We start from the raw sequence: 19060 nt of genomic DNA, 5'->3' as shown, positions 1-19060 counted from the left end.
CTTTGCACATACAATCAAAATCTCATTTTATTTTTCGCTTGATTCAGGCCAACACAGAGGACAACACATGCATTTGGGCAAACGTGTCGCAGCTATTGTACTTACATGCGGTTTAGCTACTAGCCTGGTCGGTTGTGGTTTTCATCTGAAAGGCACCAACCCAACCGTCGCCCCGGTGGCCTATTCGAAAATGCGTCTGGCGCTGCCTGCCCAAGCGGAAGAATTACAGGAAAAACTGTCGATTTATTTGGGTGCCGCCGGTGTCCAGCTCAGCAATAGTAATGATGCCTATCTGCTGCGGGTACTCGACTATAGCCCGCGCCGTCTGGAATTAAATGGCAAGCTGGTCGAAACCATGCTGCGTTTAAATGTGACTTTCCGTATTGAAGATGCACAAGGCAATCCGGTAACTGAACCGCGTACCGTAGTCGCCACCCGAAGCTATCAATATGATGTCGCAACAGTGAACACCGATGATCAGGAACAGAAATTCCTGCGTGATGTGATCATTGATGACGTGGCTCAGCAAATTGTGCGTCAGATTTCATCAAACCGCTTACCTGCCGCATCGACCAGCCAAACTGCTGCACCATGAAACTGGATTACTTACAGGCCCTGAAACGGATTGATGATGCCCGGGGAGCCTGGGTGCTGCATGGTCAGGAACCACTACTAGAACAAAACCTGATTGATGCTTTTCGCCAAAGCTGGCAGAAGCAGGACATTGAACGTCAGCGCTATGACATTAGCAGCGTCAGTGACTGGAAAAATGTCTTTAATGCCTTAAACAGCCTGTCTTTATTTTCCACCCAACTGGCAGTTGAAGTGCATGGCAACATCAAGCCCGATGCCAGCAGCTTAAAACTGCTGAAAAACTACTTACAACAAGACAGCAATAACCTGCTGCTGGTGGTCATGCCCAAGCAGGATGCCAGTAGCCTCAAGTCAAGCTTTTTCCAGACGGTGGAGGCCAATGGGGTTTGCGTCGCCTTAACGGCAAATTACCCACGTGACCGACAGCAGATTTTAGCGGTTGAAGCGCAGAAACTCGGGATTCAACTGGCCAATGATGCCTGGCAATGGCTGGAACAGCATCATGAACACAACCTGCTGGCCGCCAAAAACAGCCTGATGCGGGTGCGCGATACGTTTCCGGACCTTGAACAGATTCAGATTGAGCATTTATATGCCTGCCTGCAAGACCAGTCACGCTATACCACTTATGATTTAAGCGATGCTCTTTTAGCCGGAAATCTGGCTCAATCTATCAAGATTTTTCAGTATCTGACTGCCTCTGGCGAGCCGATGAGCCTGATCTTATGGAGTATCAGCAAGGAAATGCGACTTCTGATGCAACTGTTCGAGCAACCACAGAATGCCTTGCAACTGGGCATCTGGAAAAATAAGGTCAGCAGTTACCAGCAGGCAGTACGCCGTTTATCGCCACAGACGTTTTTAAGCTGGCCGGCGCTGTTATTAAATATTGATGCGGCCATTAAAGGCGTCAGTCAGGACAACCCGGAACAGCTGGTGCAGCAAGCCATTGCCAGTCTCTGTGGTCGGCCTTTATTTGCCGTTTAACAGGATATTCAGACCTGCATAGAATAATTATCATTTGCAATGTCTTCAAAATATTCACGATTTATCCTTAATTCGCTTTTATAATTCCGTTTAATTCTTTTTACCTGTTTCGATGATCATGCCTAAAATAAAACCAACCAAACTCGCGCTTGCTGCGCTGGCCATTGTGGCACTTATTGCTGCAGCCTGGTTCTTTTTAAAACCTAAACAGGAACAGCCACAGTACATTACCGCTGCCGTCAGTCGTGGCGATATTGAAAATTCAGTACTGGCCACCGGTGTCCTTGAAGCCACCAAAATGGTCAGTGTCGGCGCCCAGGTGTCGGGACAGGTCAGAAAAATGTATGTCGAACTCGGCGATCAGGTCAAACAGGGCCAGCTGATTGCCCAGATTGATTCGGTACGTCAGGAAAACGAATTAAAAACCGCAGAAGCCAGCATTAAAAACCAGCAGGCCCAACTGGCGGTGCGTCAGGCCAATCTTGCCAAAGTCGAAGCTGAATATCGCCGACAACAGGCCATGTATGACCAGGATGCGACCTCACGTGCAGAACTGGAAGCCGCACTGGCCAGCTACAAAACCGCACAGGCCGATATTGCTGCCATTAATGCCCAGATTGAACAGTCCCGCTTAACCTTAGCCACCACACGTGAAGATTTAGGCTATACCCGTATTGTTGCACCCATGGATGGTACGGTCGTGGCGATTGTTACGGAAGAAGGTCAGACTGTAAACGCCAACCAGAGTGCGCCGACTATTGTCAAACTGGCCAAGCTCGACACCATGACCGTAAAATCGGAGATTTCTGAAGCCGACGTTATGAAAGTGGAAGAAGGCCAGCGTGTGTACTTCACCACCTTGGGCAACAGTGAGAAAAAACACTACGCCACCTTGCGTCAGGTTGAACCGGCACCAAATTCAATCAATACCGAGACCAATAACAGTTCATCCACTTCAAGCTCTGCGGTGTATTACAACGCCCTGTTTGATGTTCCGAATGAAGATGGCAAGTTGCGTATTGACATGACCGCACAGGTGTCAATTGTGCTGGATGAAGCGAAAAATGTCCTGATGATTCCAGCGGCAGCCATTCAGGCCTCTAACCGTCCACAGCGTAGCCGTGCCCCGGGTGCAGATCAGGCGCCGGCTGAACGCGGTGCATCTGAAGCTCGTGGTCAACGCCCGGCCGGTGACCGTCCTGCGCGCTTAACCCTGACCGAACAGGAACGTGCCCTGATTGATCAAGGCAAAGCTGCACTGGCAATGGTACGTGTCTTACAGGCCGATGGCAGCGCCAAACCGCAACAGGTCCTGACCGGCTTAAATAACCGGGTTAGCGTTGAAATCATCAAAGGTTTGAAAGAAGGTGATCAGGTCATTATTGCCGATGGTTCAGATACTTCAAACGATGGCGCCAAACGTAGCAACCGTGGTGGTCCTTCCGGCCCAATGAGAATGTAAGCATGAGTCAACAACAGCAACCTCTACTCGAGGTCAAGAATCTGACTCGTGAATTCCCGGCAGGTGAATCAACGGTGCAGATTCTCAAGGGTGTCGATCTGGCGATTTACCCCGGCGAACTGGTCGCGATTGTCGGCCAGTCCGGTTCGGGCAAATCGACCCTGATGAATATTTTAGGCTGTCTGGATAAACCAACCTCGGGCAGCTACCGCGTCAATGGCCGCGAAACCCGTGAACTGGAACCCGATGAACTGGCCCAGTTACGCCGTGAATATTTTGGTTTTATTTTCCAGCGCTATCATCTGCTGGGCGATTTAACCGCAGCGGGAAACGTTGAAGTCCCGGCGATTTATGCCGGTGCCGATGCCGATGAACGTCATCAGCGTGCAGAAAAACTGCTGACCGATTTGGGTCTGGGTGAGAAAACCCAGAACCGTCCAAGCCAGCTTTCTGGTGGTCAGCAACAGCGTGTTTCGATTGCGCGTGCGCTAATGAATGGCGGCGATGTGATTCTAGCCGATGAACCGACCGGTGCGCTGGACAAAAACAGCGGCATTGAGGTAATGCGGATTCTGCGCGAGCTGAATGCCCAGGGTCATACTATTATTCTGGTCACCCATGACCACAATGTCGCCAAAAGTGCCAGCCGGATTATTGAAATCAGTGACGGGAATATTATTTCCGATCAGCCGAATACGCCAGAAACTGACGATGCGCCCCTAGAAAAACAGCAACTGCAACGCAATACACAAAAGAAAATTTCGTCTTGGCGTTCTGCGGTGGACCGTCTGGGAGAAGCCTTCCGTATGGCCTTACTGGCCATGAATGCACACCGGATGCGAACCTTTCTGACCATGCTCGGGATTATTATCGGAATTGCCTCGGTTGTTTCGGTGGTGGCACTCGGCAATGGTTCACAAAAACAGATTCTGGAAAACATCAGCAGTCTGGGTACCAATACCATCACCGTGTATCAGGGCCGGGGCTTCGGGGACAATTCACGTTCCTCTCAGGTCAGGACCCTGATTCCCGCAGATGCCGATGCGCTGGCGGAACAGCCCTATGTCGATGGGGTCAGCCCGTCGGTGAATACCAGCGTGACCGGACGCTTTAAGGAAATTGAAGCCTCGACCACCGTGAATGGTGTGAGTGAAGACTTCTTCTATGTACGCGGTCTGGATTTTAACAGCGGTCAACCTTTTGACCGGAGCAGTGTCCGCACTCAAGCCCAAGACGTGGTGATTGATACCAACACCCAAAAGACTTTCTTTAGTGACGGCTCTAACCCGGTAGGTCAGGTGATTTTACTGGGGAGCGTACCGAGCCGCATTATTGGGGTGGTCGATGCCCAGCAAGGCATGGGCGGTAATGCGGATAGCCTGAATGTCTATCTGCCCTACTCCACCGTTTTAAGCCGGATGCTGGGGCAATCGCATGTGCGCAGCATCATTGTCCGGATTAAAGATGAATATCCAAGTGCCACCGCAGAAAATGCAATTTTAAGCCTGCTGGTCCAACGCCACGGTGCGCAGGATGTCTTTACCCAGAATGCCGACAGTATTCGGGAAACCATCCAGCAGACCACTGCGACGATGACCCTGCTAATTTCAGCCATTGCCGTGATTTCTCTGGTGGTGGGTGGTATCGGGGTGATGAACATCATGCTGGTATCGGTTACAGAGCGGACGCAGGAAATCGGCGTTCGTATGGCGGTGGGTGCCCGACAAAGTGACATCTTGCAGCAGTTCCTGATTGAAGCCGTACTGGTCTGTATTTTAGGTGGTATTCTCGGGGTGCTCTTATCTTTAGGGATTGGACAACTGATTACCCAGTTCGCCGGCGGGACTTTCCAAATGGCTTACTCGACCACCTCCATTGTGGCAGCCTTTATCTGTTCCAGCCTGATCGGGATTGTGTTTGGCTTTATTCCTGCCCGTAACGCTGCCCGTTTAAATCCCGTCGATGCCCTGTCTCGAGAATAAGGATACTTTCATGCAATTGAATTTCAGTAAACTTGCAACCGCCTTGCTATTGAGCAGCAGCCTGGTCGGCTGTGCGGCGGTGGTGAAAACCCCATATCAGGCACCCGCTGTGACTATTCCGGGCAGTTTCCAGAACAGTAAAGCGGTTAGCCAGCAGGTACATGCCCAGGTTCAGGCCGATCAGTGGTGGACGCTGTTTAAGGATGCCCAGCTGAATGCCCTGGTTGAACAAACCTTGACGCGCAATAGCGATCTGGCAGTTGCGGGGATTAACCTGCAACAGGCTCGTCTACAGGCGGGACAGTCTCAAAGCCAGCAAGGGATCCGGATTGGAGATGCCAGCATTTCAACCGGGCACCGTTTTAGTCTGGATGGCGATGGTAATGCCTCGACCGGAATTTCTCTGGGCTATCCACGCTTGAGTTATGAACTGGATTTATTTGGCAAACTGGCCAACCAGACCGAAGCTGCGCGCTGGGAAGCCTTAGCCACCGAGCAGGATTTACAGGCCACAGCACAGAGTTTGATTGGTACAGCAGCAGAGCTGTATTGGCAGCTGGGCTATTTAAATGAACGTTATCAGGTGGTCCAGCAAAACCTGGCGACCGCACAAAAAACCTATGAACTGGTACAAGTACAGTATCGGGCTGGCGCGGTATCGGGTCTGGATGTAACCCAGGCAGAACAGTCGGTACAAAACCAGAAATCAACCTTAAGCCAGATTGAGCAGCAGCGTGTAGAAACCCGGACAGCCTTGGCGGTTTTATTAAACATGCCGGTGCAGCAGCTGAATATTCAGGAACCGCCGCGTTTACCACGCACGGCGCTGCCGGAGATTAGTGCCGGTTTACCTGCAGAATTATTGGCGCGTCGTCCGGACTTACAGGCTGCCGAGTTACGCCTGCGTAAAGCCCTGGCCAATAAAGATGCCAATCGGGCCAGCTATTATCCATCGATCAGCTTGACCGGTGCGCTCTCTAGCGGTGTAGTCGCCTCTACCTCACTAAGCAGTGCATTGCAAAATCCGGCCTTGACCTTGGGTGCTGGATTAAGTCTGCCATTTTTACAATGGAATGACATGAAACGTGATTTACAGGTCAATGAGCTGGAATATGAAAAAGCGATTTTGCAGTATCGCCAGACCCTATATGCCGCCTTTGCAGATGTGGAAAATGCATTATCGGCACGTAATGAGCTGGATAAACAGCTTGCCTTGCAGGCACGTAATGTTGAACTGGCGGAAAAGTCTGAACGGTTGACTGAAGTCCGTTATCGTAACGGCGCAGTGGCGTTAAAAAATCTGTTAGATGCACAGGAAACCACGCGTAATGCCCGTTTGTCTTTGGTACAAACCCGTCAGAGCCAATACAATGCTTATGTAACTTTATTGCAGGCGCTGGGTGGAAGCCCGATTCAGCAGTTGCCTTAAATTTGATTAAAAATTAAAAAGCCCTAAGGGGCTTTTTTAAATTCAAGATGTAAAAATCTTAGAGTGTACGATTTCAATATTTTGCAACTTGCCTTCAATTTTTTTCATTTTTCTTCGGCTTTGTTGCATAAATATGTAAGCATTTGATTTAAATAAATTTAATTTTGGATCAAAAAATAATCAAAACTTCTAAAATCATATAGTTATGAAATCTTTGTGCAACAAAGCCTTTTTCTTCTCAAAATAATCCGCTGGATAGGGATCTTTTCCAATCAAACTTTTTCTATAATCCAAAACACTCACATGCAAACCATTTTCATCGATCAGATATGAATTAAAAAGATTTTGATTTTTGGGTTGTTCAAACCCTAATATTTCAAAAATTTTCTCACTGTAACGCCCTAGAAAACGTACATTATCCTTACCAAATAAAAAGCTAAATAGTAGACCAAAGGAAAATATAAATGATACTAAATAAGAGATTATTAATTGATTTTTAAAGTCAATAATATCTTTACCATTATCAGGATTTAAATACCCTACCAGAGCAATAATAGTTAAAAAAATACATGAAAATATACTTAGTATTATTGCCCATTTAAGTAAATGTAAACAATGCTTTTTAAATGAACGCCCAGAATCATACAACATATGAAGTATTCCCTTATTTGGTATTAATACTGCATAAGCTAAATGAAAGCCTTTATCTTGCTCTTCACTTAGGATGGTAACAACTTGGTCCCCTTCATTAAATTTTACTGTAGTATATTGCCCAATGACATCAATCCCGTTTATTTTATAAGTAAAGGTTTTTGCTCTCCTACCTTTTGAAGCAAGAATTAATATTGGGGCCGCACTTAAAAGTGAAGTACTTTCTGTCAACACTCCTAGCAAAGCTGTAGTTGCGACTTGCTTACCAATATTTTTAAAAGGCTGTATAATAGATTCTTCACATTTAAGACCTTCTATTCTACCCACAATTTTTTTTGCATTAATCATTTATATACTCTGTAAGGCCTCACTAAATGCCTTATCCTCCTCCAATATATTCTTAAATTTACTTTTATTTAGACCAAAAGCTGATTTACTACACCAACTTTCAAGTTTGCTATCAAAATAGTAGTTTTTAGCTAGCTCGTACAAAAAGGTTAATCCTAGTCCAACCCAAGTTAACCTAGCTGCCCATTTTACAACACTAATTAATAAAAACTTACTAGCAGCATGCGCAATAATATTTTTTTCAACATTTTTTAAAATATATGATTCCACAACTGAAATTTGTGCTAGCCCCCCGAAACCTATTGCTATCAAAGCTAATGAATTGATAAGTTTTACAACTAGAATTGCTTATAAGTAACCATTTTTTTCTTTTGATATAGCAATTGAGTCGCTAATGAATTACTTCGAACAGTTAAACGTTTAGGCAGGACACTATGGAAAAAATGGTCAGGCTATCATCGCCGCAGTTTGGTAGAAACCAAGATGCATTGCATCAAATTATTAGGCGATAAATTAATGGCAAGAAGCTTTCCTAGTCAGGTGAATGAGATTCATGCACGTGTAGCAGTCCTCAACAGATTTACGGAATTAGGTCGACCACTTACCCAAGTTACGCCTTAAATTTGGCTCAATTAGGGGCGCTTTGCATTTCAAATCTTTGTGCAACAAAACCTACATCTTCAATAAGCATTCCATCACCAATCGTTCCTGCTCCCACAACAACAGCTGTAATAGTCAAGGAAACAGGTAAAGATATGTATAGCCAGCTTAATTTAAAATATATTAAAAACCTAAATATATTAGAAAATCAGCAATAGACTCATAGAAAAAAAATGCGATTCCAAAAATAAAAACAAACAAAGATAATATCTCAATTATAATAATTTGTTTTTTAAATTTTTCACATAAATAAATAACATTATCCTGATACAGATTTGGATACAAGCTAGGACTCTTTTCTCCACGTTTTGCAAAATACGGCATCTTTTCATAACGTCTGTATGTTATAAAATATGAAAACCACATCATAGAGAATATAAAATTAAGTTGTAGTACCTTTTCAAAAGAGATTCCCACCTCATCTAAATACTCTTCAATGCCATATATTTTTTCAGAAAGTTCTTTACTATTTTTTTTATAAATAACAGGTTATATATATATGTATATAAAAGTAGCATTAAGCCAATAACAAGTAAGCTAATTAAAACGCTACCATAAAAATCAACTAATTGACCTTCCATTAACATACCCCTGTCCTTTTTTTGAGTTCATCCTCAGCAAAATCTGCACCATATTTACCACCACCAATCACACCTGCACCAATAACAACAGCTGTAATAGTCAAGGAAACAGGTAAAGATATGTATAGCCAGCTTAATTTAAAATATATTAAAAACCTAAATAGACAATAAATTTTGCTATATATTTCGACGTAAACATTGAAATCCCAAAAAATAGAGAGACAAAAGCTAAGACCTCATTTGTGATTATCTGTTTTCCAAACTTTTCACATAAATAAATGACATTATCCTGATAAAGGTTTGGATACAAGCTTGGACTCTTTTCTCCACGTTTGGCGAAATATGACATCTTCTTTTTAAAATATCTATGCTGTACAAAATATGAGAACCACATCAAGGAAAATATAAAATTTAGTTGCATTACCTTTTCAAAAGAAACTCCCACCTCATCTAAGTATTCTTCGATACCATAGATTCTTTCAGAAAGCTCTTTACTATTTTTCTTTATAAATAAATAGTTATATATATATATAATTAAGACCAAAGAAAGAACCAAAATCATTGAGCCAAAGAATATCCAAAAATCATAAATTAATGTTTGATCATTCATTCACATATTCCTGTAATTTTTTTGATCTTTTCTTCAGCAAGTTCACCACCATATTTACCACCAACAATAATACCTGTCCCCACTACAACGGCAGTAATTGTCAAGGAAACAGGTGCTGTTATAGTGTAGCCTACTGCACCAGCTGCCATTCCTATAACATAAACCACACCACCGCCAACAACTTTCCCAATCCAACCACCAGCTGCCCCTCCAGCAATCTTACTGCCTTCAATCATAGCCACTTTCTTTGTAAGCTCCATATAACCCGTGTTATAGGCATCCATTGTATTTTTAAAGAAAATCGCAGCACCTAAACCGACAACCAATTGCTTACCCATTCTTAAACCGATACTGATTTTCCCTAAATCGACGATCATTTTATCGTAATGCTTCAAACCACCTCTTACAGCATCTGAGCGTATAAGAGAGTCCGTTTTCATATACTTTCTCATTAAAGGGATTTGAGTCTGAGGCTCTACAATATGCATATCTTTGAGTGCTGTACCCAACTGGCTATAAAGTGAGGCATATTTTTTCTTAAAATCTGAAAAGTGTTTGGGGTTGGCAAGTCTTGAACCCATCTGCCGTTCATTTTCATACATCAACATGATTGAATTATTGGCTTTGGTCACTTTTTCCAAAGACTGTTCTTTCAGAACTTTTAATTCATTTTTCTTTAACTTTTGGTAACGCTCTACCCCCAGTAATATAAAACTTATTTTTTAATTAACAAAAAAAAGATACACAAAAAAAGATACACAAAAAATAAAGTAGACCAAAATAAAATTTAGGAAAAATTTATTTTCATTTATTACCAACATAAAAATTTCATTTGTTAAATTTGGGAAAATATAATTCTTTTTTCGCTTAAAAATATGTATATATTTACGTCTCATCAAAACCACTTCGAATAAATAAAAAATATATAAACGACCAAATGTAGTGGATATTATAAATTTATTTTCAAAATCCAAACTTAAATTGTGTGTTTTATCCCCAAATAATTTTTCAGAAAAATTATCTTTCTTTTTCTTAATGAAATATCCAACCATAATATAGAAAAAAACGGTATATAGTCCTCCAAAAATAATTACACTAAAAAAAACAACATCTGCGGTTGGTATATTTTCTAAACTAATCATTTACAAATCTCTAAATATCTTGATGCTTTCTCTTGTATTAAATCACTACTTTGTTTTCCACCGTAATAAGCAGCAATAGCAATAATTACTATGGCACCAGCTCCTGATGTTCCAACCACTATACCAGCAATAAATCCACCTAAAGCCCCTCCAGCCATCCCTCCAGCAAATTTTGCCGTTTCAACATATGCCACTTTTTTGGCAAGCTCTTTATCACCAGTTGCATATGCTTCTAGAACCTGTACCGCTCCAACTGCCATACCTAAACCGATGACTAAATTTTTAGCATCTTTTAAACCAGCACTAATTTTTCCTAAATCTAATATTTTTTGATCAAAAGCTTTAAGACCACCTTTAAATGCTTCATCTCTTAATAAAATATCAGTTTTTAAAAACTTCTTTAATGCTGGAGAATAATTTACTTGTTTCACCGCATGAAAGTCTGTTTTTGCCACAGTATCTAGTTCATTAAATAACTTGATATATTTTTGCCTAAATTTCTCTCTATTTACAGCTCTTGCTAACGGTGATTTAATACTTTCCTCATAGGCATAGGCCTGATCAATTTTCTTTACAATGTTATTTGCCTTTTTAATAGCATCTTCTTTGAGTTCTTTTAACTCATTTGCCTTTAGAGTACGTAAAGCTTTATCTTTTTCCTCTCTATAACCGACTATTGCTCCTGCCTTATCTTCTACTTTCTCCAAAGTCGTGTCTTCTCTACCAGTATCACAATATACTTTTTTGAATTCAGCAACTTTATCTTTTGGAACTTCATTTGCCAAAACCATTTCTTGTGCCATATTCCAATAATCATATAAAAGCTCATAGTTATGGGCTAAAAACTTTGCATCAAATTTATCTATTTTTCTCAAAAGTTTTAATTTATCCTCAACACTATTTGCTAACTGCTTATATTCACTCAGCTTAGGATCATTTCCATATTTATTTGACAAAATGACCACCTGACAAGGCTTAAGCACAGTCATTGGTCCATTGGTTGATAACTCTGGCAAATGGGCATTGTTATTTTTAAAAATCGAAAACTCTTTTGTCGTAGGAGGATATGCATAAATACGTTTTAACAGTGCATCAACTGTCTCATCTTCTCGAATTAACAGCCAACCAACTTCGACACCCTCTTTTATATAAACTTTTTGGATTTTATTTTCTTCAATAGGGGCACTTTGCGCTTGATGATACTTAAATTTGATCTCTGTAAACTTTGCGCTTTCAGATTGTGCTAAATGTGGAAGGATTGCGCCTTGATACCATTTACCATCCAAGAAAACATCAACCTGAACAACCGCAGTATCATAGTTAACCTCAATTTTATGGGTTTTCATAAACTTATTAAAAGGTGTCAATTTAGATACATAAGTAGATTTAGCTTCAGATGTTTTTGCAGTGATCACATATTTCAAACGTGGCAAAGTGATATGTTTTGGTACATTTTTTAATATTGCTTGTGCAATCTTAGGTTGAGGATACTTTGCCATCTTATTTATCCAATTTCTTAATATTGTGATTAATTGCGTGTAGGTAGTAATTCTCCTGCTTATCAGTGACAATTGCCTGAGTCAAACTATTCGCATCTGTTTTCCCATAACTTACATGTCCTTGATCATTCATTAACATGTAAGAAGTGAAAGGCAACAACGCTTGTGTTTCAGTATCTCGCAATTCAAATTGTATTTTGTGTAATCCCAATTTAGACATTAAAGGAATGGTTGCATGAACATTTTCACCACTCTTAAACAAATGCTGCCCCGCCTTTACCTCGAATTTTCCGCCTGTGGTCGGAAAAATCCCAGAGCCATTAATCTTGATTTGTGAACCACCGGCGGTCAGATTAATTTCGGTTGGACTGGTAATATAAACCGCATCTTCCGTCGAAATAATCTGCACCCCTTTTCTGGCAATCAGATCTGCGCCATCTCCTTGGGCCTGAATCTCAACCTTGCCTTTACCGGCATATAAGCGTGCACCCTCTTGTGCTGCAAACAGGCTCAGTTTCTGGCTGGCATGGGCAATCAGGGATTGCTGCGTACTCAGGTTAATACTCTCTCCGGCACTGTGGCTGATCTGACCATCAGCAGAGAGATGTACATCTTGCTGGCTACTTAAGGCAATAGAGTTTGGTGCGCTAAGAATCATCAGTGCCTGTTTAAAAGCAGCAGCTTTATTTTCATCCTGCTGTTCGATCTGCTCTAAGAAGTTCTTTAAGTTATCGAGAACTTCTAAAGGATCGGTCTGCTGGTTTTTGGCCACTTCACTTAAGGCTTGGGCATTGTTCAGTGAGCCTTCAATCTGACTCTTGGCCTCATTGGCATCGAGATGATTGCCTTCGGCTTGTGTCTGTGGATGGGTGGAAATTAGTAATCCTTCTCCAGCACGAACCGCCCCCCACTGATCGGTTCTGAGTTCAAAACCTTCACCACGACCGTCACTTTCGGCGCTGGCTTTGGGATGGCTCAAGTTCCCCAGATTTAGTTGTGTTGCACCATGGCTGCTTTGCAGCTGGGCTGAAATCTGCTTCGGAGTATCATCAAAACGCAGCTGGTTAAAACCACTGCCTTCAATTTCCTGTGAGCGGATCCCGCTGAGTTTTTTGGTGTCGGGTAGTTGGCCTTGTTGGTCGAATTGGGTTGGCGAGCGTTCTGCTTCATGTAAACGACCAACCACGAAAGGCCGGTCGATGTTACCGTCAAAGAAGTCGATCACCACAATTTCATTAATCCGTGGCAGGAAACGTGCCCCGTAGCCTTCTCCGGCCCAAGGTGTCAGTACATCGACCCAGGCGGAATCGGTGTCATTGTCATTGCTACCGGCCCCACCATCATGCTGATGGTCATCACTGCGGGTAAACAGGAAGCGGACTTTAATCCGTCCCCATTCATCGACATGGATGCTTTCGCCAGCAGGACCGACTACCCGGGCGCGCTGTGGATGAGCCGCCGGTCGGTGCTGTAGTGGATGGTATTCCGGTACGGTGCGGATGTTGCGACGTTGTAAGGTTAAGGTATTGCCTTGACGTTCATCCGGGTGTTGTTTTTGTTGAAAACTAAAATGGCTATGCCAGTGGCTCTGGCTGAGTAGCTGGTTGATCTGCTGATTGAGGTCTTTAGGTAAGTTGTTCTGGTTATAGAACTGTTTGCCGGTAATTAGAAATTCTTTGTCTGCTGCGCTGTGCTGATCAATTTCCGGATGTTCATTCAGTTCAAACCAGTAGCCGACCTGGGCATCACGGACGGTGGAGTGCGCGCTGAAGTATTTGGATTGCAGGTCGTTGTAGTGGCTGAGGTTCTGGTTCAGTTTATCCAGCTGGTTGTTGGAAGAGGCTGTGGCCTGGTCTTCGCCATTTAAATCCTGCATCCAGGCCGGGCTGATCTGCCAGGCTTGTTCCAGGCTTAAGCTGGCATTGTCCTGATTGTGGCTGTGCTGGTGTTTGCTTTGTACAGAACCAGCGCCTTCTTCCTGGCTCAGGCTATCTGACTGCCAGCGTTGCAGATGTACGGCGGTCGGTTGCAGGCTGCGCTGGGCAATCAACTGGGTGATGCTGTCTAATTGTTCGGTGGCACTGGAGCGATGAAAGCGGATACTGCGACGATTTAAGGCGCTGTACTGGCTGTTGTCATCAATCAGACGTAGTTTCTGGGCCTGTATCGGGCTGCTGGAATGTACGACCTGTAACTGGGCTTCATCAATCAGCCAGTTAATGCCTTCACTGCGCCAGAGCCGGGTCAAAAAGTCATAGTCGGTTTCATTGGACTGCATGATAAAAGGACGCACATCCAGTTCCTGGGTCAGTCCGGTTAAGTCCAGGGTCAGGCTGGCGGCAAAGAGCGGGCTTTTGTTCTGCCATTCTTTAAATAAAATTTCACTGACCTCACGCACGCTTTTATTCATAAACACACGGCTGTTACGGCGTTTATGCCAGAGTGCGGTTGGATCTTCTAGCGTAAGTTTATAGAGGGTGAGAGAGCCATCACTCTGGCCTTGCGCGGCTGCGGTGATAATACCGCTGCTGCGAAATAGCTGGCCCTGGTCAGTGACCTGATCGACGGCAACCTGCGCGCCGATAAACTGTTTTAACGGAATCTGGGCATTGGTCGAAAGACAGATCAGTTCGGCATGTAAACCGTCATTGAGCTGGTGTTCACCGTCGATGCGCTGCAAGAAAACATCGGCATTTAAGGCCGGCTGAGAAAATTGAATATGGAGGGCACGTTTTTGTGGGCTGAGGCCTAATTTTTCTAGTGCTGCAAATATATTGCTTGGCATCATTGTTCTGTAATAAATAGCTAAAAAAAAGTGTGGCTATTTTATACAAAATAACCACATAAAACATCGCTTCAACCCGGCCGCTTGTTTATCAATATGTAACTATCCGATAAAAAGCCGGCGCAGGTTAAAACCTTCCGACTTATTCTGCGTCCATCATGGCGGCGCTCATACCCACGGTATTAAAGCCAGCATCTACATACAGAATTTCACCGGTAATCCCGTTGGCCCACGGTGAGCACAGGAATAATGCAGCATTGCCCACTTCTTCAATGGTGACATTACGTTTTAATGGGGCAATTTTTTCGTTGGCATCTAACATTTTACGGAATGACTTAATTCCTGATGCAGCCAATGTACGGATTGGACCGGCAGAAATGGCATTAACACGAATGCCTTCAGCACCCAGGCTAGAGGCTAAATAACGCACCCCTGCTTCAAGCGAAGCTTTGGCCATGCCCATCACGTTGTAGTTTGGCATTACACGCTCAGAACCCTGATAAGTCAGGGTTAATAAACAGCCTTGACGCGCCTGTAATAATGGTTTTGCGGCACGCGCCATCGCAACAAAGCTGTAGGCGCTGATGTCATGCGCAATTTTAAAACCTTCACGGTCGGTCACATCAGTAAAGTCACCATCTAAGGTATGGGCTGGTGCGAAACCAATTGAATGCACCACGCCATCCAGACCATCCCAATGTTGAGCAAGATCGACAAAGACCTGTTCAATTTCAGCATCTACCGCAACATCACAAGGAAGAACAATTTTAGAACCGAACTGTTCTGCAAATTCATCCACACGTTTTTTCAATTTTTCATTCGGATAGGTAAAAGCCAGCTCTGCACCTTCACGATGTAAAGCCTGAGCAACACCAAATGCAATGGATAATTTACTCGCAATACCCGCGATTAAAAAGCGTTTACCCGCTAATAGTCCTTGTGCCATGTGAATCTCACTCATATTGATTTTGCAGTATCATGCCAATTCTGAGCCAATTCGGAAATTGCATAATGCGCCTTTTTTTCAATTCCTCCGAATAAAGTAAAAATCGCGCAAAGGTTGCGCGATTTTAATGTCGATAAATGCCGGGAAGTTAATCATTGCTTTGCAATAAGCCCAGCAAACGCAGGAAGGAATAATACATCCAGACCAAGGTAGCCAATAAGGCAATGGCACTCAGCCATTCCATGCTTTTTGGTGCGCCTTGTGCTGCTCCGGTTTCAATCAGGTCAAAGTCTAGAATCAGGTTTAAAGAGGCAATCACGGCCACAAATGCTGCAAAGCCAATTCCAAGCCAGTTGCTTTCAAACAGATAAGGAATACTCGACCCCAAAGCCAGACTCAGAAAGATTTGCACCACAAACACCATCGCAATCGCAATTGAGGCCGACATCACCACCGCCTTAAATTTTTCAGTGGCGCGAATTACCCGAGTACGATACAGCACAAACATCACCAATGTGGTCACAAAGGTAGCCAGCAAGGCCTGTAATGGCACACCCGGAAACTGCAACTGGAAGATCACTGAAATCCCGCCCAGAAAGGCCCCTTCAAACAGCGCATAGGGAATGGCCAGCGTGCGCGCTGTATTTGGCTTAAAGGTGGCCACCAAAGCCAGAATCAGTCCGCCAATGGCACCGACAATTGCGCCGGCATAGGCAATAGAAAGATTGGCGGTCAGGAAACTGTAGAAAAACAGGCCGATGCCCACCACGGCGGCAATTAAAGTCAGCAGGACAGATTTTTGGATTGCTCCCTGCACGCTCATCGGCTGGGCATAATCACTCGACACCTCAACGCGTGTCAGGATCGGGTTATTACTTTGCATGATTTAAGGTACTCCGATCATTGCGGCAAATGGGTTTTGAAATACTCATTGCTCCTATCATAAGCGCGCAGCTGCATCCTGTCTAAATAATCACCAAAAAGATTACATCTTTATAACGGGTGTGATTTCTGAATTACGCCGGAGTAACAGCAGATAAAACGATAGAGATAAAAAAAGAGGCCAAAAGCCTCTTCTTAAGCACTGTGGATACGCTAGTCCCCACAGTGCAAATAGATGGATGATGAACAGATACTTATTTATTCATAATAAAGAAATATTCACGATAGTATTTCAGCTCGGCAATCGAGTCACGGATATCATCCATGGCCAGGTGAGAGGCATTTTTCTTTAAGCCGCTCATGATTTCCGGACGCCAGCGTTTGGCCAGTTCTTTAACAGAAGATACATCCAGATTACGGTAATGGAAGAACTGCTCCAGCTCCGGCATTAACCGGTGTAAAAAGCGTCGGTCCTGACAGATCGAGTTACCGCACATCGGCGAAGTTTTTGGATTGACCCATTTTTTCAGGAATTCCAAGGTTTGCTGCTCGGCATCCTGCGCGCTCAGTTTACTGCGACGTACACGCTCAATTAAGCCAGACTGACCATGCTGACGCGTGTTCCATTCATCCATGGCATTTAAAATACGATCTGATTGATGCACGGCCAGTACCGGACCTTCCGCCAGAATATTTAAATGATCGTCTGTCACAATGGTGGCAATTTCAATAATCTGATCATTATCGGTATCTAAACCTGTCATTTCCAGGTCAATCCAAATTAAGCGGGTATCAGGCGTGCTGCTCATAAATGTGCAATCTTATTCGTCTTAAAAACGGCTATAGTAGCAAATTTCTGTGTTCTTGGGTGTCATTCTGCCCGTGCTTCATGCTATTTTTGCACTCCAGATTTCATGGTTTTTTTAGGATATGAATGGCTTTAATTCGTAAGCGTCGCCTGACTGAACAGCAACAACGCCGCATTCAGAAACAGCAGCAAACCCGGCAGGAAGATATAGACAGCTCCAATGATCTGGAAGGTCTGGTGGTGCAGCATTATGGACGCCAGCTGGAAGTACAAGCCCTCTCCGTGCCGGAGCAGCATCCTGAAAAACCCGTGGTGGCCGAAGGTGAACCTGAACCGTTCTGGAAACCGATTGAACTGGGCAGCATCTGGCGCTGTCATACCCGTACCAACCTGGAATTACTGGTTACCGGTGACCGGGTTAAATGGCAGGCCGATCCAAATACCGGTCTGGGCATTATTAGCGCCATCCATCCGCGCCAGTCTTTGCTCACGCGTCCGGACCGTTACCACAAAGTTAAACCGGTAGCCGCCAATATCTCATTGATTGTGATTGTGTTTGCACCGCTGCCAGAACCGGCACCGGGTCTGATTGACCGCTATCTGGTGGCCTGTGCCGATGCCAATATTCCGGCGCTGCTGATCCTGAACAAATCCGACCTACTTACCGAAAATGATCCGATTCTGGATTTACTGCAAGAATACCGCAATTTGGGTTATGAAGTGATGCAGACCCAGTCTGATGCAGATCTGACCGAACTGTCCAACCGTTTAAAAAATGAAACTGTGGCCTTTGTCGGTCAGTCTGGCGTGGGTAAAAGTACCCTGATTAATGCCATCGTGCCGGAAGCGGCGCAGAAAACCAATATCATTTCAGAAAACTCGGCCCTGGGTCAGCACACCACCACTTCCACCCGCTTAATTTCGTTTGGTGAAGGTTCAGCGCTCATTGACTCGCCGGGCATCCGTGAATTTGGCCTGTGGCATTTGACGACTGAAAAAATCCAGCAGGGTTTTCCGGAAATTGAAAATCTGCTCGGTCACTGTCAATTCCGTAACTGTACCCATAAGCACGAAAAGCAATGTGCCTTGCGTCAGGCGGTAGCAGCGGGTGAGATTTTAACGCGCCGGCTCGACAGTTATTTGCGTCTGATTGATGAAGTCAACGAAGCCCAGCAAAAAAATTAGTTTAATTGCAGCCCGACCCTTGAAGCGGTGATTTTGATCACCATATTTATAGGCTATACTCTGTGACAATTTTTGAAATTGTAATTTAGGTGACTTGTGGAACGTTGGTTCGAGTTTATGGGGAATCACCCCTTCTTGTTTGGAACACTGGCAGTTTTGGTGGTTTTATTCTTCATTTTGGAAGGCCAACGTAACGGGCGTAAAATTTCCCCACAATCTTTAGGGATTCTGGTGAAAGCCAAAAATGCCATGCTGATTGATTTACGTGATGCCAAAGACTTCCGTGAAGGCCATATCAGCGGCAGCCGCAACATTCCTTACAGCAAAATTTCAAGCCATATTGAAGAGTTAAAAACCGCTGACCGTCCATTGGTGTTTATCTGCAATTTAGGTCAAATTGCCGGCACTGCCCTGCAACAGGTAGGCCACGCAGATAGCTATCGTCTGGATGGTGGGATCAGTAACTGGAAAGCACAAGGCTTACCTTTAGTAAAAAGCAAATAATCCGC

17 protein-coding genes and 1 pseudogene are annotated in these 19060 nt (G+C 44.1%); 8 read left to right on the top strand and 10 right to left on the bottom strand.

Going from position 1 to position 19060, the window contains the following annotated elements:
- Positions 1–67: 67 nt before the first annotated feature.
- The 5 genes from lptE to FTT89_RS11985 all read left to right on the top strand — a co-directional run bounded on the left by lptE (position 68) and on the right by FTT89_RS11985 (position 6454).
- Positions 68–595, top strand: a complete 528-nt coding sequence (gene lptE / locus FTT89_RS12005; RefSeq protein WP_005182353.1) for an LPS assembly lipoprotein LptE — start codon at positions 68–70, stop codon at positions 593–595.
- Positions 592–1581 carry a DNA polymerase III subunit delta gene (holA, locus tag FTT89_RS12000; protein WP_180006944.1) on the top strand — a complete coding sequence of 330 codons (990 nt, stop codon included), beginning with the start codon at positions 592–594 and terminating at the stop codon, positions 1579–1581. The genes lptE and holA overlap by 4 nt, the downstream gene beginning before the upstream one ends.
- Before the next feature lie 118 nt (positions 1582–1699).
- Positions 1700–3043: a MacA family efflux pump subunit gene (locus FTT89_RS11995; RefSeq protein WP_005182348.1), complete on the top strand. Its 1344-nt coding sequence runs from the start codon at positions 1700–1702 to the stop codon at positions 3041–3043.
- Between the two features lie 2 nt (positions 3044–3045).
- Positions 3046–5025, top strand: coding sequence for a MacB family efflux pump subunit (locus FTT89_RS11990; RefSeq protein WP_160241618.1), 1980 nt, complete (start codon positions 3046–3048; stop codon positions 5023–5025).
- 10 nt (positions 5026–5035) lie between these two features.
- The gene (locus FTT89_RS11985; RefSeq protein WP_104470581.1) at positions 5036–6454 is read left to right on the top strand and encodes an efflux transporter outer membrane subunit; all 1419 of its coding nucleotides are present in this window, start codon (positions 5036–5038) and stop codon (positions 6452–6454) included.
- 195 nt (positions 6455–6649) lie between these two features.
- On the opposite strand, the gene FTT89_RS11980 is transcribed toward FTT89_RS11985, so the two are convergent.
- Both FTT89_RS11980 and FTT89_RS11975 read right to left on the bottom strand, forming a co-directional pair.
- Positions 6650–7453 (bottom strand): putative type VI secretion system effector, encoded by an 804-nt coding sequence (locus FTT89_RS11980; RefSeq protein WP_180006943.1) that lies wholly within the window; start codon positions 7451–7453, stop codon positions 6650–6652.
- Positions 7454–7723, bottom strand: a complete 270-nt coding sequence (locus FTT89_RS11975; protein ID WP_160241622.1) for a hypothetical protein — start codon at positions 7721–7723, stop codon at positions 7454–7456.
- A gap of 123 nt (positions 7724–7846) precedes the next feature.
- Between FTT89_RS11975 and FTT89_RS11970 the strand changes: the two are divergent.
- Positions 7847–8074, top strand: a pseudogene (locus FTT89_RS11970) (IS5/IS1182 family transposase); the annotation flags it as partial.
- Between the two features lie 768 nt (positions 8075–8842).
- Here FTT89_RS11970 and FTT89_RS11965 read toward each other — a convergent pair.
- From FTT89_RS11965 to orn, 8 genes are all read right to left on the bottom strand, one after another.
- Positions 8843–9304 (bottom strand): hypothetical protein, encoded by a 462-nt coding sequence (locus FTT89_RS11965; RefSeq protein ID WP_045796769.1) that lies wholly within the window; start codon positions 9302–9304, stop codon positions 8843–8845.
- On the bottom strand, positions 9301–9945 hold the full coding sequence (locus FTT89_RS11960) for a hypothetical protein (protein ID WP_257229722.1): 645 nt from the start codon (positions 9943–9945) through the stop codon (positions 9301–9303). Before FTT89_RS11960 ends, FTT89_RS11965 begins: the two co-directional genes overlap by 4 nt.
- A gap of 81 nt (positions 9946–10026) precedes the next feature.
- Positions 10027–10446, bottom strand: coding sequence for a hypothetical protein (locus tag FTT89_RS11955; protein ID WP_004954007.1), 420 nt, complete (start codon positions 10444–10446; stop codon positions 10027–10029).
- Positions 10443–11945, bottom strand: a complete 1503-nt coding sequence (locus FTT89_RS11950; protein ID WP_180172864.1) for a hypothetical protein — start codon at positions 11943–11945, stop codon at positions 10443–10445. The genes FTT89_RS11955 and FTT89_RS11950 overlap by 4 nt, the downstream gene beginning before the upstream one ends.
- Before the next feature lies 1 nt (position 11946).
- Positions 11947–14733 (bottom strand): type VI secretion system Vgr family protein, encoded by a 2787-nt coding sequence (locus FTT89_RS11945; RefSeq protein ID WP_373688342.1) that lies wholly within the window; start codon positions 14731–14733, stop codon positions 11947–11949.
- A 139-nt stretch (positions 14734–14872) separates the two neighbouring features.
- Positions 14873–15676: an enoyl-ACP reductase gene (locus tag FTT89_RS11940; RefSeq protein ID WP_005182307.1), complete on the bottom strand. Its 804-nt coding sequence runs from the start codon at positions 15674–15676 to the stop codon at positions 14873–14875.
- A gap of 148 nt (positions 15677–15824) precedes the next feature.
- Entirely contained in the window at positions 15825–16559 is a 735-nt protein-coding gene (locus tag FTT89_RS11935; RefSeq protein WP_016659546.1) for a Bax inhibitor-1/YccA family protein, read from the bottom strand.
- Positions 16560–16812: 253 nt separating this feature from the next.
- On the bottom strand, positions 16813–17367 hold the full coding sequence (gene orn, locus FTT89_RS11930; RefSeq protein WP_005182297.1) for an oligoribonuclease: 555 nt from the start codon (positions 17365–17367) through the stop codon (positions 16813–16815).
- Positions 17368–17492: 125 nt separating this feature from the next.
- Between orn and rsgA the strand changes: the two genes are divergently transcribed.
- Together rsgA and FTT89_RS11920 are read left to right on the top strand one after the other, a co-directional pair.
- Complete coding sequence (gene rsgA / locus FTT89_RS11925) at positions 17493–18551, top strand: small ribosomal subunit biogenesis GTPase RsgA (RefSeq protein ID WP_180172862.1); 1059 nt, start codon at positions 17493–17495, stop codon at positions 18549–18551.
- Between the two features lie 96 nt (positions 18552–18647).
- Positions 18648–19055, top strand: a complete 408-nt coding sequence (locus FTT89_RS11920) for a rhodanese-like domain-containing protein (RefSeq protein ID WP_005182291.1) — start codon at positions 18648–18650, stop codon at positions 19053–19055.
- Positions 19056–19060 lie beyond the last annotated feature (5 nt).

This window comes from Acinetobacter sp. YH01025, assembly GCF_013420185.1.
In the GTDB taxonomy this organism is placed as follows: domain Bacteria; phylum Pseudomonadota; class Gammaproteobacteria; order Pseudomonadales; family Moraxellaceae; genus Acinetobacter; species Acinetobacter indicus.
The sequence above is the reverse complement of the archived record's forward strand: the minus strand, read 5'-3'. Positions and strand labels throughout refer to the sequence as shown.